Origin of the sequence: Sphingomonas sp. NPDC079357 (assembly GCF_044901155.1) — a bacterium.
Classification (GTDB): Bacteria; Pseudomonadota; Alphaproteobacteria; order Sphingomonadales; family Sphingomonadaceae; genus Sphingomonas.
Genome location: NZ_JBJDOM010000010.1, coordinates 1 through 26,619, shown reverse-complemented (window position 1 = coordinate 26,619; position 26,619 = coordinate 1). Strand labels below are relative to the sequence as shown.

Genomic DNA, 26,619 nt, shown 5'->3' with positions numbered 1-26,619 from the left:
TGTCGATAGAAGCGAAGCGTCAGAGGTTCTGGATTCCCGCCTTCGCGGGAATGACGGAGTTGTTGGCTAGCGGCTATTGGGCGACCAGCCGTCGAGGTCGAAGAAATCTTTCCACTCGAACGCTGGATCGTGAGCGCCGGCCAAGTCTGGAACCAGCATATGCGCCGGTGCGTGGCTGCCCCTGCGGGGAACGCCATCGATCAGGTCATATGCGGCGTCGAAACCGAGATATTGCCTGTTGCCATGGGGGCGCGGCCCACCGTCCGGGCTGGGCGGCGTCCAACCTTTCGCGGTGACATCCTCCGTCGCGGCGACGTTCTCAAGGCCATCGGTGCCGCCATTCCATGGCAACCACCAAAATGTCTTGCCGGACTTTCGATTGTGGACCGCAGGGCAAGGCCGCTGGGCCACTCCGGTCCGCTATCGATGACGCGGAAACGAGCCGACCACTCAGGATGATGGCGCAATGTATAGTTGGCCCGTTCAACGGGACATTGCGTGACCGAAGAGGCGGCCAGCGCGAGCAGGGCAAGCATGGTCGGGACTCATTGTTGCCTTCCAAGTCTGCTCGAGATCACGATCTCCGTGAGGTCCAGACTGACCCGATTAGGCCGCCCCCCCCCGTCACCTCAGCGCGCAATACCCCCCGCCGCCAGCACCGCCAGCGTGACCAGATCGCCCGCAGTGGACGTCATCGGCGCGATCTGGACCGGCTTTTCCATGCCGACCAGCATCGGGCCGATCATGTCGTCGCCGCCCAGTTCGCGCAGCAGCTTCGCCGAGATGTTCGCCGATTGCAGCCCCGGCATCACCAGCACATTGGCCGGGCCCGACAGCCGCGCGAACGGGAAGTTCTTGAGCTGGCGCGGGTTGAGCGCGACGTCGGGGGCCATCTCGCCCTCATATTCGAAGCTCACCTTGCGGTCGTCGAGCACCTTTACCGCGCCGCGAATGTTGTCGAGCCACTGGCCGTTCGGGTTGCCGAAGGTCGAATAGCTGAGGAACGCGACACGTGGTTCCTGCCCAAGCCGGCGCGCGACCGCAGCGGTCTGTTCGGCGATATCGGCGAGTTCCTCGGCGGTCGGGCGCTCGTTGACCGTCGTGTCGGCGATGAAGACGGTGTGCGACTGGCCGACCAGCACATGGATGCCGAAGGCGGTGCGGCCGGGGGCGGGGTCGATCACGCGCTTGATCTCGCGCATCGACTGCGCGAACGGGCGCGTCACACCGGTGATCATCGCATCCGCCTCGCCGAGCTGCAACAGCACCGAGCCGAAGATGTTGCGATCCTGGTTGATCATGCGCTCGACTTCGCGGCGCAGGAAGCCGCGGCGTTGCAGGCGCGCGTAGAGGAAGTCGACCATCTTGGGCACCAGCGGCGAGACGCGGCTGTTGTGCAGCTCATATTCTTCCGGGTTGGCGATGCCGAGCGCGCGCAGCCGGTCGTAGACGTCCTCGCGCCCGACCAGCACCGGCGTGCCATAGCCGCCTTCCTTGAACGCGATCGCCGCGCGCAGCACGACTTCCTCCTCGCCCTCGGCGAACAGCACGCGCTTCGGATTGGCCTTCGCGCCTTCATAGGCGAGGCTGAGCACCGAGGTGGTCGGGTTGAGCCGCGCGCGCAGCGCCGCGGCATAAGCGGTCATGTCGAGGATCGGCTTGGTCGCGACGCCCGAATCCATCGCCGCCTTGGCGACCGCGGCTGGGACGATCTCCATCAGCCGCGGATCGAACGGCGACGGGATGATGTATTCGGGGCCGAAGCTGTGCTGGACGCCGTAAGCGATCGCGACCTCTTCCGGCACGCGCTGCCGCGCCAGTTCCGCGATCGCATTGGCGGCGGCGATCTTCATCGCGTCGTTGATGCCGGTCGCGCGCACATCGAGCGCGCCGCGGAAGATGAAGGGGAAACAGATCACGTTGTTGACCTGGTTTGGATAATCCGACCGCCCGGTCGCGACGATCGCATCGGGGCGCGCCGCCTTGGCGAGTTCGGGGCGGATCTCCGGCTCCGGGTTGGCCATCGCGAAGATGATCGGGGCGGGGGCCATGTCGACCACCATTTCCGGCTTCAGCGCGCCGGCCGCCGACAGGCCGAGGAACACGTCGGCGCCGTGCAATGCCTCGGTCAGCGTGCGGCGGTCGGTGTTGGCAGCGTGCGCCGACTGCCACTGGTTCACGCCGTCGCGACCCTGATAGATCACGCCGGTGCGATCGCAGATCAGCACATTGTCGTGCCGCACGCCCATCGCCTTGATCAGTTCGGTACAGGCGATCGCCGCCGCACCCGCGCCGTTCACGACGACCTTGATCTCGGAGAGCTGGCGCCCGGTGAGCAGGCAGGCGTTGATGACACCGGCGGCGCAGATGATCGCGGTGCCGTGCTGATCGTCATGGAAGACCGGGATGTTCATCCGTTCGCGCAGCGTCTGCTCGATGATGAAACATTCGGGGGCCTTGATGTCCTCGAGATTGATGCCGCCGAAGGTCGGCTCCATCAGTTCGACCGCGTCGATGATCCGGTCGACGTCCTCGGTCTTCAGCTCGATGTCGATCGAATCGACGTCGGCGAAGCGCTTGAAGAGCACCGCCTTGCCTTCCATCACCGGCTTGCCGGCGAGCGCACCGAGATTGCCCATGCCAAGGATCGCGGTGCCGTTCGAGATGACGGCCACCAGATTGCCTTTCGCGGTGTAATCATAAGCGGTTGCGGGATCGTCGGCGATCGCCTGCACCGGGATCGCGACGCCGGGCGAATAGGCGAGCGCGAGGTCGCGCTGCGACGCCATCGGCTTCGACGGTACGATCTCGATCTTGCCGGGGCGGCCCTCCGAGTGAAACAATAATGCTTCGCGCTCGAATTGGACGTTGCGCTCTTCGGCCTGGGTGCGATCGTCGGTCATGACGACAGCCCTTACGGAATGCGGGCGCGGTTGGGAATATCTCCTAGCGTTGCTCAAGCGCGAGCAGATGTTGCTTCGCCGCCAGCCCGCCCGCGAAGCCGGTCAACGCGCCCGAGCGGCCGATCACGCGGTGGCAGGGGGTGACGATAGAGATCGGGTTGCGCCCGTTCGCCGCGCCGACCGCGCGGGTGGCGGCCGGGCGGCCGATCGCCTGCGCGATGTCGGCATAGCTGCGCGTCTCGCCATAGGGAATGGCGTCGAGCGCGCGCCACACGTCGCGCTGAAAGGCGGTGCCGCGCGGGGCGAGTGGGAGGTCGAAAACGGTGCGCGTACCGGCGAAATAGTCGGTGAGTTGCGTCGCGGCGGCGGCGAGCACCGGATGGTCGGGGGTTTCGGCGGTCGCCTCCAGCCGCACGCGCCCCGGTCGATCGTCGGGCCAGAGGATCGCGACGAGCGCGGTGTCGTCGGCGACCAGCGTCAGGTCGCCGAGCGGGGAGGGGAGGGTGGCGTGGTGGAGCATGGCGATGCTTGTACCGGCTTCCGCTTGCGGTCGCATCCCGCGGCTTGCGGTCAAAGTGGCGGGTGGCCGCGGCCCGGCGGCCCGCCTATGCTTCCTGCATGGTTACGCGTCGCATCATCGAGGATTATCACCGATGGATGAACCGTGACGATGCCGCACTCGCCGCAGACCTCGCCCGCGCCGAAGCCGACGTCGCGGCGGGACGCGTTCATTTGCACGAGGTCGTCGGCGAATGGCTGAAGACGTGGGGCAAGCCTGGACGGCTGCCGTTCAAGGAGTGGCTTGCGCGCCGTGATGGCTGACGGCATCGCGATGCGACGTGCGCATCCCTGACCCGCCACGCGACTCTCGGACTTCTTCCATGACCACCACCCCCGCCCCGACGCCGATGATGGCGCAATATCTCGCGCTCAAGGCCGAGTCCGAGGATTGCCTGCTCTTCTACCGGATGGGCGACTTCTTTGAGCTGTTCTTCGACGATGCGCGGGTTGCGGCGCAGGTGCTCGACATCGCGCTGACGTCGCGCGGCGAACATGCCGGCGAGAAGATCCCGATGTGCGGCGTGCCGGTCCATGCCGCGACCGCGTATCTGCAACGGCTCATCAAGGCCGGGCACCGCGTCGCGATCGCCGAGCAGACCGAAAGCCCCGAGGCGGCGCGCAAGGCACGTGGGTCGAAGGCGCTGGTCAACCGGGCGATCGTCCGCGTCGTCACCGCCGGCACGCTGACCGAGGAGACGTTGCTCGACGCGCGCGCCGCCAATTGGTGCGTCGCGATCGGCGAGGCCGGGAGCGAGGTCGCGGTGGCGGCGGCGGACGTGTCGACCGGCCGGTTCGAGGTGATCGCCTGCGACCGCGCCTCGCTGGGGGCCGAGCTGGCACGGCTCGGCGCGGCGGAGGTGGTCGCGGCCGAGGGCGGCGACGCGCCCGCGACCGTGTGGCGCCCGCGCGCCGAGTTCGACAGCGCGCGCGCCGAGGAGCGGTTGAAGCGGCTGTTCGCGGTCGCGACGCTCGACGGCTTCGGCCAGTTCGGGCGCGCCGGGCTGGCGGCGGCGGGCGGGCTGGTCGCGTATCTCGACCATACCGCCAAGGGGCAATTGCCTTTCCTGCGCCCGCCGGTGCTCGCCGCCGCGCGCGACACGATGGCAATCGACGCCGCGACGCGCGAGAGCCTCGAGATCACCTGCACCGCGCAGGGGCAGCGCAAGGGCAGCCTGCTCGACGCGGTCGACCGGACGGTAACGGGGGCGGGCGCGCGATTGCTCGCCGCCGATCTTGGCGCGCCGCTGATGGACCGCGCGGACATCGAGGCGCGGCTCGATCTGGTGCGGCTGTTCCACGACGATGCGGCATTGCGCGACCGCATCCGCGCGGCGCTGCGCGCGTTGCCCGATATCGGCCGCGCGCTGGGGCGGCTGGCGGCGGGGCGCGGAAGCCCGCGCGATCTCGGGCAATTGCGCGACGGGCTCGACGGCGCATGGGCGATCGGCGACCGGCTCGGCAAGCTGGGCGAGGGGCCGACGCTGCTCGCGCAGCTCGCGCCGCGATTGCGCGGGCATGGCGAGCTGATCGACCTGCTCAAGCGCGCGCTCGTGCCCTCGCCGCCGATCGAGGCGAGCGACGGCGGCTATATCGCGGCGGGCTATGACCCGGCGCTTGACGCGCTGCGCGACACCGGCAGCGGCGGGCGGCGCGCGATCGCCGCGCTGGAGGCGACGTTCCGCGCGAAGACCGGGATCGCCGCGCTCAAGATCCGCCACAATGGCGTGCTCGGCTACCACATCGAGGTGCCGGCGCGCGCCGCCGATCCGTTGATGGCGGCGGATTCGGGGTTCACGCATCGCCAGACGCTGGCGGGGGTGGTGCGCTTCAACGCGCCGGAGCTGCACGAGGTCGCCGCGAGCGTGACGCAGGCCGGCGCGCACGCCCTCGCCGCCGAGGCTGCGCATCTTGAGGACCTGACCGCACAGGCGCTGGCCGGGCGGCTGGCGATCGCCGCGACCGCCGACGCGCTGGCACGGCTCGACGTCGCCGCCGCGCTGGCGGAGCGCGCGGTGGAGGGCGGGTGGTCGCGTCCCGCCTTCGTCGATCACGGCTGTTTCGAGGTCACCGGCGGACGGCATCCGGTGGTCGAGGCGGCGCTGGCGAAGAGCGGCGACCGGTTCGTCGCCAATGACTGCGTGCTCGGCGAGCGTTCGCGGCTGTGGCTCGTCACCGGGCCGAACATGGGCGGCAAGTCGACCTTCCTGCGCCAGAATGCGCTGATCGCGGTGCTGGCGCAGGCCGGCGCCTATGTGCCCGCCGCATCGGCGCGGCTCGGCCTGGTCGACCGCCTTTTCAGCCGCGTCGGCGCGTCGGACAATCTCGCGCGCGGGCGCTCGACGTTCATGGTCGAGATGGTCGAGACCGCTGCGATCCTGGCCCAAGCGACCGAGCGCAGCTTCGTGATCCTCGACGAGGTCGGGCGTGGCACCTCGACCTATGACGGTCTCGCGATCGCTTGGGCGGTGGTCGAGGCGATCCACGAGGACAATCGCTGCCGCTGCCTCTTCGCGACGCATTACCACGAGCTGACGCGGCTGGCGGAGCGCTGCGACGCGCTGTCGCTCCACCACGTCCGCGCGCGCGAGTGGAAGGGCGAACTGGTGCTGCTCCATGAACTCGCCGACGGGCCGGCGGATCGCAGCTATGGCCTCGCGGTCGCGCGGCTGGCGGGGATGCCGCCCGCGACGGTGTCGCGCGCCAAGGCGGTGCTCGCGAAGCTGGAGGCGGGGCGGGCCAAGACCGGCGGGCTGGCGGCGGGGCTCGACGACCTGCCGCTGTTCGCCGCCGCCATGCAGGCCGAGGAGGAGAAATGCGACGCCATCCGCGCCGAGGTCGAGGCGCTGGATGTCGACGCGCTGACGCCGCGCGAGGCGCTGGATACGCTGTATCGGCTGAAGGCGCTGGCGCGGGAGGGGTGAGGGAGGCGGCGCGCGGGCATCTGCGGGGGCGCTCCCGGCTTTCGTCCGTGACAAGCAATCCTACGGATGCTCTCTCACTTTCATTCGACAACCACGCTTCGATAATGTGGGGATTTCGGTGGTTAGCTGCCGAAGCGGTTAAGCAAGCGCATAAGCCAACCTGGCTGTTGCTCGATGATCTCACCCGTGCCCCAGACAGGGTTCGCATGCTCGCGATCAAGATAGCCATTGATGCGAATAAGGATTGGGCCATTCTTACGACCCTTCCAGTCGGCATCCCACGTCACGGCCATGTAAGGGCCTTCACTTTCCGGCCGCACGTAAGTTCGGCTAACGGGCAGTCGCTCGGCGAGATCGGGCCAACTGAACTTCGCGACCTCATACGCGACGTCGCTAACTCGCAACTCAAGTTCGCGGTCATCGTCCGACTGTATGGCCATCCTAGTAGCTTATCGACGAAGCGCGATGTCCGCTATTGGGCGTTATCGGAATGGCGGGGTTTCAAAAATCTCTATCGGGGGCGAACGTAGATCATGGCGAGATGGGCGAGCGCCGATTGCCAGATGTTTCCTGCCGAGATGCGTGTTTGATGCAGAGGATCGAGAGAGTTTACCTCCGCCGTCCCCAAAACACGCGACGCGTTAACCCCGACCCGCTATCTCGCCCCACATGACCGGCCGTTTCGACCACCTCCCCAATCGCCGCGCGATCGTCGACCGGCGCCTGCTCGCCGAGCAGGTCGCCGCCGCGACCGGCAAGGACACTTCAGCGCTGCGCCATCAGGTCAGCCTGTTGCTCAAGAGTGCGCTCGAGGCCGGGCGCGCCGAGATCGCGCGGCGGCTGACCGCCAATCCCTCGCGCGGGATCGAGGCCGCGAACGCGCAGGCGTATCTGGTCGACCAGCTGCTGCGCGTGCTGGCCGACTTCACGACGCAGCGGCTCTACCCGCTCGCCAACCCGACCACCGGCGAGCGGCTGCTGCTGCTCGCGGTCGGCGGCTACGGGCGCGGCGAGATGGCGCCGTTCTCCGACGTCGACATCGGCTTCCTCACCCCCGGCAAACAGACGGCGTGGGCCGAGCAGGTCATCGAATCGATGCTGTATGCGCTATGGGATCTCGGGTTGAAGATCGGCCATTCGAGCCGCTCGCTCGACGAGATGGTGCGGCAGGCGAAGGCCGACGTGACGGTGCGCACCGCGCTGCTCGAAGGGCGCTACGTCTGGGGTGACGAGGATCTGTACGGTGAGGCGTCGCGGCGCTTCCACGACGATGTGCGCCGCGGCACCGAACGGCAGTTCGCCGCCGACAAGCTCGCCGAGCGCAACGCGCGGCACGTGCGGATGGGCGACACGCGCTATGTCGTCGAACCCAACATCAAGGAGGGCAAGGGCGGCCTGCGCGATCTCCACGCGCTGTTCTGGATCGGCAAATATACCTATCAGGTGCAGCGCTCGAACGAGCTGGTCGCCGTCGGGCTGTTCACGCGTGAGGAATTTCGGCTCTTTCACCGCGCCGACAACTTCCTGTGGGCGGTGCGCTGCCATCTGCATCTGATCGCGGGGCGGGCCGAGGACCGACTGACCTTCGACTATCAGCGCGAAATCGCGCAGCGGATGAATTACGCCGACCGGCCGGGCAAGTCGGCGGTCGAGCGCTTCATGCAATTCTATTTCCTGCAGGCGCGCACGGTCGGGTCGCTGACCGGGCTGTTCCTCGCGCATATGGACGAGCGCTTCTCGCGCCGCCGCCGATTGGGGCTCAAGATGGCGCGGACGCCGCGCAAGCTCGACGGCTTCGCCAACGACGGTGGGCGGATCGCGCTGCCGTCGGACGATTTCTTCCAGCAGGACCCGCGCCGGCTGGTCGAGATCTTCGCGCTCGCCGCCGAGCAGGGGATGGAGATCCACCCGCTCGCCTTGCGCTGCGCGACGCGTGACGCGCGATTGGTCACGGAGGTGCGACGCGACGCGCGCGCCAATGCGCGCTTCCTCGACCTGCTTGCGGGGGCGCACGATCCCGAATTGCCGCTGCGCTGGATGAACGAGACTGGCGTGCTCGGGCGGTTCGTGCCGGACTGGGCGCGGATCGTCGCGCAGATGCAGTTCGACATGTATCATCATTATACCGTCGACGAGCATACGATCCGCGCGATCGGGCTGCTCGCGCGGATGGAGGCGGGGGCGCTCGCCGACGATCACCCGTTGCCCAGCGAGATCATGGCGCAGATCGTGTCGCGCCGCGTGCTGTATGTCGCGGTGCTGCTCCACGATATCGCCAAGGGGCGCGGCGGCGATCATTCGATCCTCGGCGCGGAGGTCGCGGAGCGGCTGTGCCCGCGCTTCGGGCTGACCCCCGCCGAAACCGAGACGGTCGCGTGGCTGGTGCGGCATCATCTATTGATGAGTTCGACCGCGTTCCGCCGCGACCTGACCGATTTCAAGACGATCCTCGACTTCACCGAGGTGGTGCAGAGCCCCGAGCGGCTGCGGCTGCTGCTGGTGCTGACCGTCGTCGATATCCGCGCGGTCGGGCCTGGGACGTGGAACGGCTGGAAGGGGCAGTTGCTCGGCGACCTGTACGATCGCGCCGAGGAGGTGCTGCGGCTCGGCCACAAGCAGAAGGGGCGCGGCGAGCGCGTGCTCGCCAAGCAGGAGGCGCTGCGCACCGCGCTGCAATGGGATGCCGAGACGCTGGCAACCTATGTGCGTCGGCTTCCCGAGCCTTACTGGATCGCCGAGCCGGACGACGTGCTGGCACACAATGCCGCCTTCGTCACGCAGACCGGCGACGTGCAACTCGCGATCGACGCGCAGGTCTATCCCGGGCGCGGCGCGACGCTGGTGACGGTCTATGCTGCGGATCATCCGGGCCTGTTCAGCCGCATCGCCGGCGCGATCCATGTCGCGGGCGGCAACATCATCGACGCGCGCATCCACACCACGCGCGACGGCATGGCGCTCGACAATTTCCTCGTGCAGGACCCGCTCGGGCGGCCGTTCGACGAGGCGGGGCAGCTCATCCGGCTCAAGACCGCGATCGAGGATGCGCTGGCCGGGCGCGGCAAGCTGACCGACCGGCTGAAGGCCAAGCCGCTGCCGCGTGCGCGCGCGGATGCGTTCCGGATCGAGCCCAACGTGCTGGTCGACAACAAGGCGTCGAACCGCTTCACGGTGGTCGAGGTGGCGGCGCGCGATCGGCCGGCGCTGCTCAACCAGCTTGCCTATGCGCTGTTCCTGTCGAAGGTGACGATCCATTCGGCGCATGTCGCCACCTATGGCGAGCGCGCGGTCGACGTCTTCTATCTGACCGATCTGACCGGGGACAAGATCGCCTCGACCACGCGGGTGCGCGCGCTGGAGAAACGGCTGCTGGCCGCGGCATCGGGGGCGCCGCAGGAGGAAGCGGCTTAGCGGTCCGTCATTGCTTCGCTACGCTCGCAACTGACGAACGGATAGCTAACCCCCGACAGCATAACGCTGAATACGTATGTGACTTTCTTGTGACGCGACCGACGTGCCGCCTACTTCGCCGCCCATGACACCCGAGGATCGTCCGCAGGAACGTGGACGCCGGGAGCAGGGGAGGATTTCCACATGAACGGCCTGTCTCTTATGCCGATCGCCCGCCGCCGCTGGGCTGGCGCCAGCGCGCTCGCGCTGCTGGTCGCCACGCCTGCGCTGGCGCAGGAAGCAACGCCGCAGGCGGATGCGCCGACCGGCAACCCGACCGCCAAGGTCACCGCGACGCAACCCGCGCCCGCCGCCGATCCCACCCCCGACGCCAACGCCAACCCCGATCCGACCGCAACCGGCGCGGACGAGATCGTCGTCACCGGCATTCGCGCCAGCCTCGCCAAGTCGGCGGACATCAAGCGCCGCTCGACGCTGATCGTCGACTCGGTGTCGGCCGAGGATGTCGGCAAGCTGCCCGACGTCTCGATCGCCGACTCGCTCGCGCGGCTGCCGGGCGTCACCGCGCAGCGCGTCGAGGGGCGTGACCAGAGCCTGTCGATCCGCGGGCTCGGCCCCGATTTCTCGACGACGTTGCTCAACGGTCGCGAGCAGGTGACGGTCGGCGACAACCGGGGCGTCGAGTTCGACCAATATCCGTCGGAATTCTTCAGCAACGTCAACGTTTACAAGTCCGCCGACGCCTCGCTGATCGCGGCGGGCGTGTCGGGCACGGTCGATCTGCGGATGCTGCGCCCGCTCGACCAGAAGGACCGGCTGTTCATCGTCTCGGCGCGCGGCCAGCTCAACGGGATCGGCAAGCGCAACCCGGACGGCGAGCGCTGGGGTTATCGCGCGACCGCCACCTATGTCGACAAGTTTGCCAACGATACGCTCGGGATCGCGCTGGGCGTCGCGGCGCAGGAATCGCCGACCAATTACGACCGCTACGAGGCATGGGGTTATCCCAACCTCAACAACCTGTCGCAGAATTGCACCGGCGACGCGGCGGGGCCGTGCGTGCTGGGCGGCGCAAAGCCCTATGTGCAGTCGAACATGCTCAAGCGTTACGGCGGTGTCGGCACGATCGAATGGGCGCCGAGCGACGCGTTCCACTCGACCTTTGACGCGCTCTACACGCACTTCAAGGAAACGCAGAAGCTGCGCGGGATCGAGTTCCCGCTCGCCTATAACGTCGCGCCGACCGCGGGCACGGTGACGGTCACCGATGGCTTCGTCGACAAGGCGACCTTCTCGCCGCAGTATACGGTGCAGCGCAACGATCTGAACGATCGCACGTCCGACATGTTCTCGCTCGGCTGGAACAACAATGTGCGGCTGAACGATGCGATCCAGCTCAACGTCGACGCCGCCTGGTCGCGCGCGACGCGGCAGGACGAGCTGATCGAGACCTATTCGGGCACCGGCTATGCCGGCTCCGGACAGCGCGACACGATCACGATCACGCGCCAGAACAACGGCACCTACCAGATCGTCCCGACGCTGGATTATGCCGACACCAACATCATCCGCATCACCGATCCGGGCGGCTGGGGCTATAACGGCACTAATGCGGTGGTGCAGGCGGGCTTCCAGAACCGGCCAAAGTTCAGCGACGACCTCAAGTCGTTCCGCGCGAACCTGACCGGCGATTTCCAGGGTGCGCTGGGCGTCATCAAGGGCTGGGAAATCGGTGGCAATTATACGCAGCGCGAGAAGAAGGCGCGCTTCACCTCCTATTTCTACTGCCCGCCGGGCGGCGGCACCAACTGCACCGTCGCGAGCGGCACGACGACATCGATCGCGGTGCCGAGCGACGTCGTGCTCGACGAGCAGGTGTCGCTCGCCTTCCTCGGCGTGCCGCGGATGCTGACGCTCGACCCGCGCGGCGTGCTCGGGCTGCTGACGCCGGTGTTCGACAATCGTCCGGAGTCGCTCGCCAAGGTTTGGGGCGTGAAGGAGAAGGTCACGACCGGTTACGCCAGGCTGGTGATCGACGGCGAGGCCGGCGGCAAGGCGGTGAAGGGCTCGATCGGCGTGCAGGTCGTCCACACCGACCAGAGCTCGGACGGGAGGATCGCCGGGCTGAACGGCGGTGTGGTCACGCTGTCCAACGTATCGGGGGGCAACACCTATACCAACGTCCTGCCCAGCGCGACCTTCTCGGTCGAGCTGATCCCGAACGGCTTCATCAAGATGGGCGCGTCGCAGACGATGGTGCGGCCGCGGCTCGATCAGGAGCGTATCTCGCAGAACGTCGCGATCAACCCGGCCAACGTCGGACTCGGCTCCGATCCGCTGCGCAGCCCGTTCTCGTCGGACGGCGGCAATGCGCAGCTGCGTCCGTACAAGTCGACCAATATCGACCTGTCGCTGGAGAAATATTTCCGGGCCGGCGGCTATGTCGCGCTGTCGGGCTATTTCAAGCACCTGACCGACTATGTCGATCCGAACAACAACGTGCTGTACGACTTCACGCCGTTGCTCTCGTCGCTGACGCCCGCGCAGCAGGCAATCGTGCAGGCGCAGAATGCGCAGTTCGGGCTGTTCAAGAACCCGGCCAATTCCGGCCGTGGCGAGATCATGGGCGCGGAGGCGACCGCGTCGCTGCCGCTGCGCATGTTCAGCACCGCGCTCGACGGCTTCGGCCTGTTCGGCAGCGGGAGCTACACGTATTCGGCGGTCCGCTACGACAGCGCGCCCGCGACGGTGCAGACGGTGCCCGGTCTGTCGAAGTGGGTGCTGAACGGCACGGCCTATTTCGAGAAGAATGGCTTCCAGGCGCGCGCGACCTATCGCTATCGCTCCAGCTTCCTTGCCGAAGTCCGCGGCCTGTCGGCGACGCCGGAGCTGAATACCGCCAAGGGCGAGACGATCCTCGATGCGCAGATCGGCTATGAGTTCCAGAGCGGCGCGCTGCAGGGCCTGACGATCCTTGCACAGGCCAAGAACCTGACCGATCAGGAATTCTTCCAGTACACCAACGGCGATCCGCGGCAGGTGCGACGGTATCAGCGCTACGGGACGGACTATTATCTGGGGCTGACCTACCGGTTTTAATCCCGACCCGTCATCCCGGACTCGATCCGGGATCCCGCTTCTCCGCGACGCCGGAAGAAGAAGCGGGGCCCCGGATCAAGTCGGGGCGACGGGCTGCGGAGGCTATGCCGACGCGCGCACCATCAAGGTCGCGGGGAGCATGACATTCTCGGTCGGCTCCCCCGCGATCCGTCGGACGAGCGTATCGACCAGCAGCGCCCCGGCGCGCGCATAATCCTGCGCCACCGTCGTCAGCGGCGGGCGCGTCAGCCGTGCGGCGGGGATATCGTCGAACCCCGCCACCGCGACATCCTCGGGCACGCGCCGCCCCGCCTCGTCGAGCGCGCGCAACGCGCCCAAAGCGATCAGATCCGAGGCGGCGAACAGCGCGTCGAACGGAATGTCGCGCGCGAGCAGCCGCCGGGTCGCCTCATAGCCGACCTGCTCCGACGACAGGGCATCAATGTGCAGCCCCGGATCGACCGGCAGCCCCGCATGGCGCAGCGCGTCGCACAGCCCGCGATAGCGGTCGCGGAATTCGGGATAATGATCGGTGGCGGTGCCGACGAACGCCACGCGCTGCCGTCCGCGCTGGATCAGGTGCCGCGCGACATCGCGTCCGCCGCCGAGATTGTCGCACCCCAGCACCGTGCCCAGCCCGTTGGGCTCGACGGATCCCCAACGGACGTAGCGCGTCGACTGGCCAACCAGTTGCTCCAGCCGGACGCGGTACAATTCCCAGTCACCGTATCCGAGCAGGATCAGCCCGTCGGCCTTGCGGCTGTCGGCATAATCCTTGTGCCAGTCGGCCGACAATTGCTGGAACGAGGTCAGCAGGTCGTAGCCGCGCAGCGCGCAGGTCTTCAGGATCGAGCCGAGCATCGACAGGAAAAAGGGATTAATCGTCGAAGCATCCGGCAGCGGGTCCTCGAAAAACAGCAGCGCCAGCGTCTTCGCCTCGCCACGGCGCAGCGACGAGGCGGCGCGATCGACCTTGTAGCCGAGCTGCTCGGCGATCGCCGCGATCCGCAGCCGCGTCGCCGCGCTCACCGTGCGATCGCCGCGCAGCGCGCGCGAGACGGTCGGTTGCGAGACGCCCGCGGCGGCGGCGATGTCGAAGGAGGTGACGCGGTCGGACAGCGGAGGCGGCTCTTGCGAGGGAAAGGCGCATCCTACCCTGCGGTGCATGAGCTGTGAATACGTATGCTGCACGCTTGGCAAAGCGGAGGCCGGCTGCGCATCACGCCGCGATCGGGAGAGAGAGCATGAAAAGCATCATCGCGGGCGCGCTGGCGGCGCTGTCGCTGGCCGGAACTGCGTCGGCGCAGGATTATCGCGCGCGCCTGCCGCAGGACGAGGTGATCTATTTCGCGCTCCCCGACCGCTTCGACAATGGCGACGCGGCGAACGATCGCGGCGGGCTGACCGGCGACCGGCTGCGCACCGGCTATGATCCGACGGCGAAGGGCTTCTATCACGGCGGCGACCTCAAGGGGCTGACGCGCCGGCTCGACTATATCGCGGCGCTCGGCGCGACCGCGATCTGGGTCGGGCCGATCTTCCGCAACAAGCCCGTACAGGGGCCGAAGGGGCAGGAAAGCGCCGGCTATCACGGCTACTGGATCACCGATTTCGCGCATGTCGACCCGCATTTCGGCAGCGACGCCGACTTTGCGGCGCTGGTGTCGGCGGCGCACGCTCGGGGGATGAAGGTCTATATGGACATCATCGTCAACCACACCGCCGACGTGATCCGCTATCGCGAGTGTGGCGACTGCGCCTATCGCTCGCGCGCCGATTATCCGTATCAGCGGCGCGGCGGGGTGAACGGCGCCGCGATCAACCCAGGCTTCGCGGGTGATCAGGTGCAGACCGCGGCCAATTTCGCGAAGCTGACCGATCCGACCTACGCCTATACCCCGTACGTGCCCAAGGGCGAGGAGCGCGCCAAGTCGCCGGCGTGGCTGAACGGCGTCACGCTCTACCACAATCGCGGGAATACCACCTTCCGCAACGAAAATTCGACGATGGGCGATTTCGTCGGGCTCGACGATCTGATGACCGAGAACCCGCGCGTCGTGGCGGGGATGATCGACATCTTCGGCGGCTGGATCGACCGCTTCGGGGTCGACGGCTTCCGCATCGATACCGCGCGCCACGTCAATCCCGAGTTCTGGCAGGCGTTCGTGCCCGCGATGCAGGCGCGTGCCACCGCCAAGGGCATTCCCAATTTTCACATCTTCGGCGAGGTCGCGTCGGATCAGCTCGATCCCGGCCCGCTCGCGGTCCATACCCGCGTCGACAAGCTGCCGGCGGTGCTCGATTTCGCGTTCCGCCGCGCGGTGCTCGACACTGTCGCGGGGACGCGCGGCACCGACGCGTTCGAAACGCTGATCGCGGGCGATGCGCTTTACGAAGGCGGCGCGGCGGCGGCGGAGCGCTTGCCGACCTTCGTCAGCAACCACGACAATGGCCGCTTCGCGTTCTTCGTGCGGCAGGCGTTTCCCAAGGCCGATGACGCCGAGGTGCTGAAACGCACAATGCTGGCCAACGCGATGCTGCTGACGTTGCGCGGCGTGCCGACGATCTATTCGGGCGATGAACAGGGCTTCACAGGTGACGGCGGCGATCAGGATGCGCGCGAGGATCTGTTCGCCAGCCGCGTCGCCAGCTACAACGACAATCGCCTGCTCGGCACCAACACCACCACCGCCACCACGCATTTCGGGCAGGACCATCCGTTGTTCCGGCAGATCGCGGCGCTGGCGGGCGTGCGACGCGCACAACCGGCGCTGACGCGTGGCCGCACGATCCTGCGCGCGCGCGAGGAGACGCCGGGGCTGCTCGCGGTGTCGCGCATCGATCCGGCGACCGGGCGCGAAATCCTGCTCGCCTTCAACACCGCCACCACTCCGCTCGACCGGCTGGTCGAGGTGACCGGCGCGGGCAGCGCAACGACGCTGGCCGGAGAGGGATGCGCCGCGCAGACCGCCGCGCCGGGAGCGTTGCGCATCCGCCTTCCTGCGCTAGGTTACGCCGTCTGCGCGATCGGAGAGACCCGATGACCTATCCGTGGTGGCAAGGTGCCGCCGTCTACCAGATCTATCCGCGCAGCTTCGCCGATGCGAACGGCGACGGGGTCGGCGATCTGCGCGGGATCACCACGCATCTCGACCATGTCGCGTCGCTGGGTGTCGACGCGATCTGGATCTCGCCCTTCTACACCTCGCCGATGGCCGACTTCGGCTATGACGTCGCCGATTATTGCGACGTCGATCCGGTGTTCGGGACGCTCGCCGATTTCGACGCGCTGATCGCGCGCGCGCACGATCTGGGCCTGCGCGTCATCACCGATCAGGTGTGGTCGCACACCTCGGATCGCCACCCGTGGTTCGTGCAGAGCCGCGCGACGCGCGATGGCGACAAGGCCGACTGGTACGTCTGGGCCGATGCCAGGCCGGACGGATCGCCGCCCAACAACTGGCAGTCGGTGTTCGGCGGCCCGGCGTGGACGTGGGACGCGCGCCGCCAGCAATATTATCTCCACACCTTCCTCAAGGAACAGCCGCAGCTCAACGTCCGCAATCCGGCGGTGCAGGAGGCTTTGCTCGGCGTCGGGCGCTTCTGGCTGGAGCGCGGCGTCGACGGTTTCCGGCTCGATGCGATCAACCATGCGATGGGCGCCGCCGACCTGCGCGACAATCCGCCCGCCGCGCCGTCGAACAAGCCGCGCACACGCTCGTTCGATTTCCAGCAGAAGACGCACAGCCAGGACCAGCCCGACATGCTGCCGTTCGTCGAGCGCATCCGCGCGCTGACCGACGAATATGACGCCCGCTTCTCGGTCGCCGAGATCGGTGGCGACGAGAGCGACTGGGTGCGCAAGGCCTATACGCAGCCGGGGCGGCTGGAGACGGCGTACGGCTTCGACTTCCTCTATGCCGATCACCTGACCCCGGCGGCGGTGCGCGCGGCATTGTCGCAATGGCCGGGAGCCGAAGGCGAGGGCTGGCCGAGCTGGGCGTTCGAGAATCACGACGCGCCGCGCGCGGTGTCACGCTGGGCGCTGCCCGACCATCGCGACGCCTTTGCGCGCGCCAAAATGGTGCTGCTGGCGGGGCTGCGCGGTAACATCTTCCTGTACCAAGGCGAGGAACTGGGGCTGACGCAGACCGCGGTGCCGTTCGAGAAGCTGCGCGATCCCGAAGCGATCGCCAACTGGCCGCTGACGCTCAGCCGTGACGGCGCGCGCACGCCGATGCCGTGGTCGGCCGAGGAAGCGGGGCATGGCTTTACCAGCGGTGAGCCGTGGCTGCCGTTCGGGAGCGATCATGCCGCGATGGCGGTCGATGTGCAGGAGGCGGAGGCGGGGTCGCTGCTGCACTGGACCCGGACCGTGCTGGCGGTGCGGCGGGCGCAGCCGGCGTTGCGATGGGGGACGCTGCAATTTCTGGACGCGCCGGCCGATGTGATCGCGTTCGAGCGCGAGCATGACGGCGAGCGGCTGCTGTGCGCGGTGAATCTGTCGCCGGAGCCGATCGAGCTGGCGGTGACATATGGCGAGGTGCTGCTGGCGTGTGGCGTCGAGGGCTCGCGCTTCGCGGGCTATGGCGCGCTGATCGCGAGGGCGGCGTGATGGCCGTCGCCCATTTCCTCATCCGTCACCCCGGCGCAGGCCGGGGTCCAGGTGGGGGACGTAGCAGCATCTCGCGAGCGGCTCGCCACTGGACCCCGGCCTTCGCCGGGGTGACGGATGGTGGCTGGGGTGATGGCGCGTGCCACGACAAGGAACCCGCCGCATGACCGCCCCCCGCCGCCGCCAGCAATCGCTCGCCGGACTGGCGAACATCTCGTTCGGCTTCTTCGGCATCCAGATCGGCTTCGCGCTTCAGAACGCGAACATGAGCCGGATTTTCCAGTCGCTCGGCACCTCGCTCGACGATCTCCCCGCCTTGTGGGTCGCCGCGCCGCTCACCGGGTTGCTCGTCCAGCCGGTGATCGGGCATTTCAGCGATCGGACGTGGCTCGGCCGCTTCGGGCGGCGGCGGCCGTATTTCCTCGCCGGCGCGCTGCTCGCCGCACTGTCGCTGTTCGTGATGCCGCTCAGCCCGGCGCTGCTCGTCGCGGCGCTGATGCTGTGGGTGCTCGACGCGTCGCTCAACATCTCGATGGAGCCGTTCCGCGCGTTCGTCGGCGACATGCTCGACCGCGACCAGCACGCCGCGGGCTATGGCGTGCAGACCGCGTTCATCGGCGCGGGGGCGGTGTTCGGGTCGATCTTCCCGTGGCTGCTCGAACAGGCCGGCGTGTCGAACGTCGCCGCGCCGGGGCAGATACCCGATTCGGTTAGATTCGCTTTCTGGTTCGGTGGCGCGGCGCTGCTCGCCAGCGTGCTGTGGACGGTGGTGACGACGCGCGAATATTCACCGGCCGAGATGGCGGCATTCGACGGGGCGGCGGAGGCCGACGACGGCAGTATCGCGCGCGCACTGGCCGCGCGACCCGCGACCACGCCGCTGCTGTGGATCGCGGCCGGCGCGGCGGTCGTCGTGCTGGTTGCGCTCGCCGGGCTGGAGAAGGAAATGTACCTGCTCGGCGCGCTGCTCGCCGGCTATGGTGCGGCAAGCCTCGTCGCGATCCGGGCGGCACGGGCGGGGCGCTCTCCGGGGCTGCTCGGGCATATCGTCGGCGATTTCGCGGGCATGCCGCCGCTGATGAAGCGGCTGGCGGTGGTCCAGTTCTTCAGCTGGTCGGCGCTGTTCATCATGTGGATCAACACCACGCCGGTCGTCACGCAGGTGTTCTTCGCCGCGCCCGATGCCGCCAGCCCGGCGTACCAGCGCGGCGCGAACTGGGTCGACGTGCTGTTCGCGACCTACAATGGCGTCGCGGCGCTGTCGGCGCTGCTGCTGCTGCCGTGGCTGTCGGCGCGGATCGGCAAGGCGCGGACGCATGTCGTCGGACTGCTGTGCGGGGCGGCGGGGTTTGCGAGCATCTTCGTCATGCCCGATGCGCGCTGGCTGCTGGTCAGCGAGATCGGGATCGGCGTGGCCTGGTCGACAATTCTCGCCATGCCCTATGCGATCCTCGCCTCGGCGCTGCCGCAGCGCAAGCTCGGCATCTATATGGGATTGTTCAACGTCTTCGTCGTGACGCCGCAATTGCTGGTCGCGACGGTGATGGGGTCGATCACCCGCCACTTCTTTCCGACCGAGCCGATCTGGACGATGGCCTTCGCCGCGGTGACGATGGCCGGGGCGGCGGTCGCGATGCTGCGGGTGCGGGAATAAGCCTGATCGTGGGCTGAGGTTCGATTACCCTCCACCGTTCGTGCTTCGACAGGCTCAGCACGAACGGTGGAGATGTGCACCGAACCGCCAGTATCGTCGCCCCGGATCAGGCCGGGGCGATGTAACCTCACTCCACGAACGGCTCGACGCTGATGTGCCGGCCGCGCAGGAACACATCCGCCACCGCGCGCAGCGGCGAGACGTCGACGTCCGACACACCGGCGCGCACGATCGCGCCGAAGCGGTGGTAGAGCCCCGGATATTCGCCGTGCAGATCGGCGTCGTGCGCCAGCGCTTCCTTGCCGTCGATCGTCAGCACCGAGCCGCCCTTCGACAGCAGCAGCGTGCCGTCGTCGGTTTCGACCTCGATATCCCAATGCTGCGGGCCTTCCTGGCGGAAGTCGAGGTCCATCGCGATCTCGGCGCCGGCGGTGTCGCGGAAGGCGACGCGCGCCGCGATCGGTGCCGCGCGGTTCGACGGCACGTCCAGCTCGGCGGTCTCGACGAAGAAAGGGCGCGGCAGGATGCGCGTTGCGATCGACAGCGCGTTGATGCCGGGATCGAACACGCCGAAGCCGCCCGGTTCCCAGATCCAGTCCTGCCCCGGGTGCCAGACGCGCACGTCCTCGCGCCACGTGATCTTGGCGCGCTTGACCTCACGCTCGGCGAGCCATGCCCGCGCCGGCTCGACCCCGTCGGCGAAGCGCGAGTGCCAGCTGGCGAACAGGCTGACGCCCTTCGCCGCCGCCGCGTCGCGCAGCGCGATCACCTCCGCCAGCGTCGCGCCCGGCGGCTTTTCGAGGAAGACGTGCCAGCCCTGCTCGATGCAGAATTGCGCGATCGCGCGGCGCACCTGCGGCGGGGTGCACAGCGACACCGCATCTACTTCCAGGCTACTCTTGGCGAGTTCGTAGACGTCGCGGAAGAACGGCAGGCCGTTCACGCTCTCGCCGCTGCGGCTGACGGTGGCGACGAGGTCGAAGCTCTTGCCGGCGGCGATCGCGGGCAGATGCTGGTCGTGGGCGATCTTGCCCATGCCGACCAGCGCAAGGCGGATCGGCGCGGTCACAGCGCGCGCACCACGACCGGCGCGGCAGCTGCATCGGTCAGCGTGTTGCGCAACGGCAGCGCGAACGGCGCGGCCGAGATCTCGAACACGTCACCAGCCCGCGTCTTCACGCCATCGGCGACCGACAGTGTCGCGGTGCCGAAGAAATGAACATGGACGTCGCCCGGCCGGCGGAACCCGGCATACTTGAAATGGTGGTGCTCCAGGTTAGCGAGGTGATGCGACATATTGTCCTCGCCGGTCAGGAACGGCTTTTCCCACAGCGTCTGGCCGTCGCGGACGATCTTGCTGGTGCCGCGGATGTCGGACGGTGGCGTGCCGAGCAGCAGCTCCGCGCCGAGCGACGCCTGCCGCAGCTTGCTGTGTGCGAGCCACAAATAATTGTGCTTCTCGGTCACATGGTCGCTGAACTCGTTGGCGAGCGCGACACCGAGCCGGTACGGCGTGCCATCGTCGCCAATCAGATAGATGCCGGCCAGCTCGGGCTCCTCGCCGCCGTCCTGCGCGAAGGCGGGGGATGCGAACGGCGCTTCCGGCGCGACCAGCGACTGGCCATCGCCCTTGTAGAACCATTCCGGCTGCTGCCCGACGACGCCTTCGCCGGGCTTGCCGCCCTCGACGCCTTCGAGGAACATCCGCATCGAATCGGTCTGGTGCTCACCCGACGACGCCGCCTTGTGCATCGCGTCTCGCCCGGAGGCCGAGCCGAGGTGGGTCAGCCCGGTGCCCGCCAGCATCAGCCGCGCGCTATCCTCATGATCGATAGCGGGGAGCAGGTGCCCGGCGTCCAGCTCGGCGGCGATGTCTACGCTCTCGTCGCTGCGGCGCTGCGTCGCGGCCTCGGCGAGCGTCGTGCCCGCGGCGATCGCCGCCAGCGCCAGTTCGCGGGTCGTCGCGACGCCGGTCAGGAAGACCGCGCGATCACCTTCGGCGAGGATCAAGCGGCGACGCCCGTCGTCACCGCGATGTTGAAGCAGACGGGTAGCGGTCATGCGATGTCCTTGAGCGCGGAAAGATAGCGGCGCGCCTCGGCGGCGACCGCGTCGGCAGACTTGCCGGGGCGATAGAGGTTGGAGCCGAGCCCAAAGCCATCGGCCCCGGCGGCGCGCCACTCGGCGACGTTCTCGGGCACGATCCCGCCGACCGCGAGCATCCGCACCGTCTTGGGCAACACCGCGCGTTGCGCCTTGAGATAGCCGGGGGTGGTGCCGTCGGCGGGGAACAGCTTGAGTGCGGTCGCGCCCGCGGCGAGTGCGGCGAAGCCCTCGCTCGGCGTGAAATAGCCGGGCATCGAGATCATGCCGCGCGCCGCCGTCGCCGCGATCACGTCGGTGTTGGTGTTCGGCGAAACGATCAGCGTCCCGCCGATGGCCTGCACCCGCGCGACGTCCTCGACCGTCAGCACCGTGCCCGCGCCGATCAGCGCGCGATCACCGACGCGCTCGACCAGCAGCCGGATGCTGTCGAACGGATCGGGCGAGTTGAGCGGTACCTCGATCAGCGTGAAGCCGGCGTCAACCAGCGCATCGCCGACCGCGGGCGCCTCGGCCGGGGTCAGCCCGCGCAGGATCGCGACGAGCGGCGCGGCGGCGAACGCCGCATCGAAGCGCGTATGTGTTTCGGTCATCGTGTCAATTCCCAGAGGCGGTGGATACCGGCGGCGAAGGCGCGCTCGCTGTCGAGCGTCACCGGCGTGCCGCCGCCGTGCCGGATCGCGGCGGCATACAGATCGGCGAGCGCACCGCCCGCGAGCAACTGGACCGTCCGTCCGGCGAGATCGTCGCGCGCGCCGACATCGGCGCCGATCAGCACGCCGCTCGCGAACGCCGCCGCATCGTCGGGCGCGAGCCGGCCGAGCAGCACGCGCGCGCGCGCCTCGAACAACGCCACCGTCAGGTCGCGCGCGCCCGCGCCGCGTGCCAGCCCCTCCTGGAACGCCGCGCCGTCCGCGACCGCGCCGTCGAGCATCCCCGACAGGATGCCGTGCCCGCGCAGCAGGGCGAACAGCTCGCCGGTCAGCGCGGTCGCGATATCGGTGACCCGCCCGGCTTCGGTCGCGATCCACTTGTTGTGGGTGCCCGGCTGGCAGAACAAGGCGTCGGCGGGGGCGAGACCGGCGGCGATCGCGCCGAGCACCTGCACTTCTTCGCCGCGCATCACGTCGGCCCGCGCCGCGCCGCGCAGCGCGACGCCCGGCACCAGCGTCGCCGTCGCCTCGTCGATCGTCAGACAGCCCGCCGCCAGCGTGTCGAGCCCGGCGGGCGCATTGACATAGGGCACCTCGCGCCACCCGCGGTTCGACCCGACCATCCCGGCCGCGATCACCGGCAGCTCGCCGAGTGCCGCGCGGATCGCGCGGATTTCGCCGGAATAATCCTCCGGCTTCAGTGACAGAATGCCGCGCGGATCCTTGAGCGACGCCTCCGCCACGCCCGTCGCGGACATCCGCCACGCGCGCCGGTTCGTCGTTCCCCAGTCAATGGCGATATAGCCACCCGACACGTCATCCTCCCATTTATTTGTAGGACATAAAGCCTTCCGCGACGAGGTCAAGGCTGTGCGCCGCGCGCATGATCCTGTAGGTCGTCGCGACGGGACAATGGAGAGAGAGATGACCGAAGTGCGGACGTTGTGGCGTGGTGCGGCGACCCTCGGGGAGGGGCCGGCATGGGACCCGGTGCAGCAAGTGCTGTGGTTCGTCGACATCAAGCAGCAGCGCGTTCATCGCTACGATCCCGTTTCCGGCGAGGTTGCCGCGTGGGTCGCGCCGGCACAGATCGGCTGGGTGCTTCCCGGTGCGGGTGGCGCGATGCTGGCCGGTTTGCAGACCGGGCTTGCGCGCTTCGATCCCGAAACCGGTGAGTTCTCGCATCTCGCCGACGTCGAGCCGGACCTGCCGGGCAATCGCCTCAACGACGCGACGGTGGCGCAGGATGGGTCGGTCTATTTCGGGTCAATGGATGATGGCGAAAGCGGGATCACCGGGCGCGTCCATCGCTGGAACGGGCAGCAGGTGACGACCACGGCAATCGATCCGGTCGCGATCACCAACGGCCCCGGCCTCTCGCCCGACGGCACGACGCTGTACCATGTCGATACGCTCGGCGGGGTGATCCATGCCGTGGCGCTGGAGCCGGACGGGACGACTGGCACGGCACGCGTGTTCGCGACGATCGATCCGGCCGATGGCTGGCCCGATGGCGTGACGGTCGATTCGGGCGGCAACGTCTGGGTCGGGCTGTGGGGCGGCTGGTGCGCGCGCTGCTATGCGCCCGACGGCTCGCTGCGACAGGAGGTGAAGCTGCCCGCCGCCAACATCACCAAGATCGCGCTCGGCGGCCCGGACCTTAGGACCGCATTCGCGACCAGCGCGCGCAAGGGCCTCGATGATGACGCGCTCGCCGACCAGCCGGATGCAGGCGGGCTGTTCGCGTTTGAGGTCGAGGTGCCGGGTCAGCCGCTCGCGCCGGCGCGACTCGCCTGACAGCAGAAGGCCGGCGGCTCGCGGGAGCTACCGGCCTTTTCTCGTCAGTCCCGCGCAGGGGGGAATCCAAACGCGCGGACGTCGGTTGGCGAACCGGAACGTCAGAGGTTCTGGATTCCCGCCTGCACGGGGATGACGGCGATCATCAGTGCACCGTCTCTTCGACCGGCACGTCGGGCAGCGCGTTGGTCGCCTTCGCGCCCCACAAGGCATAGAAGAGAATGTACAGTTCACACGCTGCGGTCAGCAGGAACGAGGGCTGCAGGCCATAGGCGTCCGCCAGCTTGCCCTGCACCACCACCAGCGCACCGCCGGCGATCGCCATGATCAGCAGCCCCGAGCCTTCCTCGGTCAGCGGCCCCAGCCCCTTGATGCCGAGCGTGAAGATCGTCGGGAACATGATCGAGTGGAACAGCCCGACCGAGATCAGCGCCCACATCGCGACCGGCCCGGTCGTGAAGACGGTGATGAGCATCACGATGAACGCGCCGATCGAGAAGGCGGCGAGCACCGTTTCCGCCGGGATGCGCTGCATGATCGCCGAGCCGGCGAAGCGCCCGATCATCATCCCGCCCCACAGGAACGTCAGATAGCGTCCGGCCTGTTCGGCGGTGATGTTGGCGATCTGCGGCTGGCTGACGAAGTTCACGAACAGATTGGCGACACCGATCTCGGCAATCAGATAGATGAAGATCGCCGGAATGCCGAACACCAGATTGCGGTGCTTCCACAGCGAATGGTTCTTGCGATCCTCCTTGGCGACGCGGCTCGTCGAGGAGCCCATCGCCGGCAACGGAAAGCGCGCGATCACGACGGCGAGCACGACCAGCACGATCGCGACCAGCACGTACGGCAGAACCACGGACTGCGCATCGGCGAGCCGCTCCGCCTCGGTCAGCACCGTACCCGTCGCGGCGGTGCCGCCCTTCGAGCGCCCCAGAATGAGATAGGCGCCGAACAGCGGCGCCAGCATCGTTCCCGCCGAATTGAGCGCCTGCACCAGATTGAGCCGCGACGACGCGGTTTCGGCCGGGCCGATCACCGCGACATACGGGTTGGCGGCGACCTGCAGCAGGGTGATGCCGCTGGCGATCACGAACAGCATCACCAAGGTCACGCCATAGCTGGGAAGGCTGGCGGCGAGCACCATGCCAAGGGCACCGGCGGCCATGATGAGCAGCCCGACCACCAGCGACTTCTGATAGCCGATCCGCTCGATCAGCTTGGCGGCGGGGATCGAGGCGAAGAAATAGGCGATGAACCAGACGCTTTCGATCAGCGTCGTCTGGGTGTAATTCAGGTCGAACACGCTGCGCAGGTGGGGCAGCAGCGTGTTGTTGATGACGGTGATGAACCCCCACATGAAGAACAGGCTGGCGAGCAGCGTCAGCGCGCGGCCATAGCCGGGCATCGCGCCCGTGCTGCCGCCCGCGCGCGCCGCGCCCGGTGAAATGGGGGGTCCGGCCATCATCCTCTCCTCAACCTGATCATGTTCGCGCGGCGGGGTTGCGCCGCAGAGATATGTCTGACTATATTCGCCGCGAAGAAGCGGTCAATGCGGGAAACGCCGTTGGCTGGCAAGTGCGGGAGGGGTGTCGGTGAGCATTTCAGTGGCGCGTTTTATGGTGGGCGCAAGCATGGCGCTGTCGGGTGTTCTGGCGACCTCATCGGCGCTCGCGGCGACCGCCGAGCGCGCCGCGTTCGGCACCTTGCCCGACGGCACCGCGATTGAGGCGGTGACGCTCAAGGGCAGCAACGGCGTCAGCGCGCGGATCATGACGCTCGGCGCAACGCTCCAGTCTTTCAACGCCCCCGACCGCAACGGCAAGGTCGCCGACATCACGCTCGGCTATGACGACGCCGCCAGCTACGTCACCAACCCCAATTTCTGGGGTCAGACGGTCGGCCGCTATGCCAATCGCATTGCGGGCGGCAAGTTCACGATCGACGGCAAGGCGTATCAGCTGCCGCTCAACGACAAGACCAACTCGTTGCACGGCGGCACCAAGGGGTTCGACAAATATATCTGGCGGATCACCTCGGTGAAGTCGGGTGCGCAGGCCAGCGTGACGATGGTCATCACCAGCCCGGCGGGCGATCAGGGCTATCCCGGTACGCTTCAGGTGTCGGCGACCTACAGCCTCGACGACAAGGGCGCACTGACCATCGACCTCGATGCGAAGACCGATGCCGCGACGGTCGTCAACCTGACCAACCACGCCTTGTTCGATCTGGCGGGCGAGGGCTCGGCGGCGGGCATCTATCCGCAATTGCTGACGATCCCGGCGGCGCGCTACACGCCCGTCAATGCGGCGCTGATCCCGACGGGTGAGCTGGCGCCGGTGGTGGGCACGGTGTTCGACTTCACCAAGCCGCGCGCGATCGGGCAGAGCGTGCGCGACGGCAGCGACGCCCAGATCGTGATCGGGCGCGGCTACGACCATAATTTCGTGCTCGACAAGGGCGCGACGAAGGAGCCGGGGCTGGCGGCGCGTGTTGAGGACCCGGCATCGGGCCGTGTGCTCGAAGTGCTGACCACCGAACCGGGCGTGCAATTCTATTCCGGCAACTTCATCGACGGCTCGTTCGTCGGCAAGCAGCGCCACGTGTATCGCATGGGCGACGGCTTCGCGCTGGAACCGCAGAAATTCCCGAACACCCCCAACCAGCCGTCGTTCGGCTCGGCGCGGGTCGATCCGGGCAAGCCCTATCATCACCGCATGGTGTACCGCGTCTCGGTGGCGCGCTGATCCCCGGAGTCTGCTGACATGACCGCCCCCCACGATCCGACGAAGCTGCGCAGCCGCGCGTGGTTCGACAATCCGGCGAACATCGACATGACGGCGCTGTATCTGGAGCGCTATCTGAACTTCGGGCTGACGCTGGAGGAATTGCAGTCGGG

The 26,619-nt window shown here is 67.9% G+C and carries 19 protein-coding genes; 9 read left to right on the top strand and 10 right to left on the bottom strand.

Annotation, left to right across the window (positions count from 1 at the left end; translation table 11 throughout):
• Positions 1-66: 66 nt before the first annotated feature.
• The 3 genes from ACI2JO_RS18465 to ACI2JO_RS18455 all read right to left on the bottom strand — a co-directional run bounded on the left by ACI2JO_RS18465 (position 67) and on the right by ACI2JO_RS18455 (position 3,423).
• Positions 67-411, bottom strand: a complete 345-nt coding sequence (locus ACI2JO_RS18465; protein WP_404722071.1) for a hypothetical protein — start codon at positions 409-411, stop codon at positions 67-69.
• 218 nt (positions 412-629) lie between these two features.
• On the bottom strand, positions 630-2,903 hold the full coding sequence (locus ACI2JO_RS18460; RefSeq protein WP_404722070.1) for an NADP-dependent malic enzyme: 2,274 nt from the start codon (positions 2,901-2,903) through the stop codon (positions 630-632).
• A 43-nt stretch (positions 2,904-2,946) separates the two neighbouring features.
• A complete protein-coding gene (locus ACI2JO_RS18455) occupies positions 2,947-3,423 on the bottom strand; it encodes a methylated-DNA--[protein]-cysteine S-methyltransferase (protein ID WP_404722069.1) in 477 nt (158 codons plus the stop codon).
• A gap of 98 nt (positions 3,424-3,521) precedes the next feature.
• Between ACI2JO_RS18455 and ACI2JO_RS18450 the strand changes: the two genes are divergently transcribed.
• The gene (locus tag ACI2JO_RS18450) at positions 3,522-3,725 is read left to right on the top strand and encodes an antitoxin (protein WP_404722068.1); all 204 of its coding nucleotides are present in this window, start codon (positions 3,522-3,524) and stop codon (positions 3,723-3,725) included.
• Positions 3,726-3,811: 86 nt separating this feature from the next.
• Positions 3,812-6,385 carry a DNA mismatch repair protein MutS gene (gene mutS, locus ACI2JO_RS18445; protein WP_404722134.1) on the top strand — a complete coding sequence of 858 codons (2,574 nt, stop codon included), beginning with the start codon at positions 3,812-3,814 and terminating at the stop codon, positions 6,383-6,385.
• Between the two features lie 122 nt (positions 6,386-6,507).
• Here mutS and ACI2JO_RS18440 read toward each other — a convergent pair whose 3' ends face one another.
• The gene (locus ACI2JO_RS18440) at positions 6,508-6,825 is read right to left on the bottom strand and encodes a hypothetical protein (protein WP_404722067.1); all 318 of its coding nucleotides are present in this window, start codon (positions 6,823-6,825) and stop codon (positions 6,508-6,510) included.
• A gap of 229 nt (positions 6,826-7,054) precedes the next feature.
• Here ACI2JO_RS18440 and ACI2JO_RS18435 point away from each other — a divergent pair, with 229 nt between their 5' ends.
• Both ACI2JO_RS18435 and ACI2JO_RS18430 read left to right on the top strand, forming a co-directional pair.
• A complete protein-coding gene (locus ACI2JO_RS18435; protein ID WP_404722066.1) occupies positions 7,055-9,796 on the top strand; it encodes a [protein-PII] uridylyltransferase in 2,742 nt (913 codons plus the stop codon).
• Positions 9,797-9,979: 183 nt separating this feature from the next.
• On the top strand, positions 9,980-12,895 hold the full coding sequence (locus tag ACI2JO_RS18430) for a TonB-dependent receptor (protein ID WP_404722065.1): 2,916 nt from the start codon (positions 9,980-9,982) through the stop codon (positions 12,893-12,895).
• Positions 12,896-12,997: 102 nt separating this feature from the next.
• Here ACI2JO_RS18430 and ACI2JO_RS18425 read toward each other — a convergent pair whose 3' ends face one another.
• Complete coding sequence (locus ACI2JO_RS18425) at positions 12,998-14,062, bottom strand: LacI family DNA-binding transcriptional regulator (RefSeq protein WP_404722064.1); 1,065 nt, start codon at positions 14,060-14,062, stop codon at positions 12,998-13,000.
• Positions 14,063-14,139: 77 nt separating this feature from the next.
• Between ACI2JO_RS18425 and ACI2JO_RS18420 the strand changes: the two genes are divergently transcribed.
• The 3 genes from ACI2JO_RS18420 (at position 14,140) to ACI2JO_RS18410 (ending at position 19,164) form a co-directional block, all read left to right on the top strand.
• Complete coding sequence (locus tag ACI2JO_RS18420; RefSeq protein ID WP_404722063.1) at positions 14,140-15,939, top strand: alpha-amylase family glycosyl hydrolase; 1,800 nt, start codon at positions 14,140-14,142, stop codon at positions 15,937-15,939.
• A complete protein-coding gene (locus ACI2JO_RS18415; protein ID WP_404722062.1) occupies positions 15,936-17,510 on the top strand; it encodes an alpha-glucosidase family protein in 1,575 nt (524 codons plus the stop codon). The genes ACI2JO_RS18420 and ACI2JO_RS18415 overlap by 4 nt, the downstream gene beginning before the upstream one ends.
• A gap of 163 nt (positions 17,511-17,673) precedes the next feature.
• Positions 17,674-19,164, top strand: coding sequence for an MFS transporter (locus ACI2JO_RS18410; protein WP_404722061.1), 1,491 nt, complete (start codon positions 17,674-17,676; stop codon positions 19,162-19,164).
• Positions 19,165-19,291: 127 nt separating this feature from the next.
• On the opposite strand, the gene ACI2JO_RS18405 is transcribed toward ACI2JO_RS18410, so the two are convergent.
• The 4 genes from ACI2JO_RS18405 to ACI2JO_RS18390 are packed head-to-tail and all read right to left on the bottom strand — an operon-like array spanning position 19,292 to position 22,735.
• On the bottom strand, positions 19,292-20,233 hold the full coding sequence (locus ACI2JO_RS18405; RefSeq protein WP_404722060.1) for a Gfo/Idh/MocA family protein: 942 nt from the start codon (positions 20,231-20,233) through the stop codon (positions 19,292-19,294).
• Positions 20,230-21,225 (bottom strand): AraD1 family protein, encoded by a 996-nt coding sequence (araD1, locus tag ACI2JO_RS18400; protein WP_404722059.1) that lies wholly within the window; start codon positions 21,223-21,225, stop codon positions 20,230-20,232. Before araD1 ends, ACI2JO_RS18405 begins: the two co-directional genes overlap by 4 nt.
• The gene (locus ACI2JO_RS18395; RefSeq protein WP_404722058.1) at positions 21,222-21,860 is read right to left on the bottom strand and encodes a 2-dehydro-3-deoxy-6-phosphogalactonate aldolase; all 639 of its coding nucleotides are present in this window, start codon (positions 21,858-21,860) and stop codon (positions 21,222-21,224) included. The genes araD1 and ACI2JO_RS18395 overlap by 4 nt, the downstream gene beginning before the upstream one ends.
• On the bottom strand, positions 21,857-22,735 hold the full coding sequence (locus tag ACI2JO_RS18390; RefSeq protein ID WP_404722057.1) for a 2-dehydro-3-deoxygalactonokinase: 879 nt from the start codon (positions 22,733-22,735) through the stop codon (positions 21,857-21,859). The genes ACI2JO_RS18395 and ACI2JO_RS18390 overlap by 4 nt, the downstream gene beginning before the upstream one ends.
• A gap of 109 nt (positions 22,736-22,844) precedes the next feature.
• Between ACI2JO_RS18390 and ACI2JO_RS18385 the strand changes: the two genes are divergently transcribed.
• On the top strand, positions 22,845-23,717 hold the full coding sequence (locus ACI2JO_RS18385; protein WP_404722056.1) for an SMP-30/gluconolactonase/LRE family protein: 873 nt from the start codon (positions 22,845-22,847) through the stop codon (positions 23,715-23,717).
• Between the two features lie 145 nt (positions 23,718-23,862).
• Here the strand turns inward: ACI2JO_RS18385 and ACI2JO_RS18380 are convergent, their stop codons facing one another.
• Entirely contained in the window at positions 23,863-25,185 is a 1,323-nt protein-coding gene (locus ACI2JO_RS18380; protein WP_404722055.1) for a sugar MFS transporter, read from the bottom strand.
• A 154-nt stretch (positions 25,186-25,339) separates the two neighbouring features.
• Here ACI2JO_RS18380 and ACI2JO_RS18375 point away from each other — a divergent pair, with 154 nt between their 5' ends.
• On the top strand, positions 25,340-26,467 hold the full coding sequence (locus ACI2JO_RS18375; RefSeq protein WP_404722133.1) for an aldose epimerase family protein: 1,128 nt from the start codon (positions 25,340-25,342) through the stop codon (positions 26,465-26,467).
• The last annotated feature ends 152 nt before the right edge of the window (positions 26,468-26,619 follow it).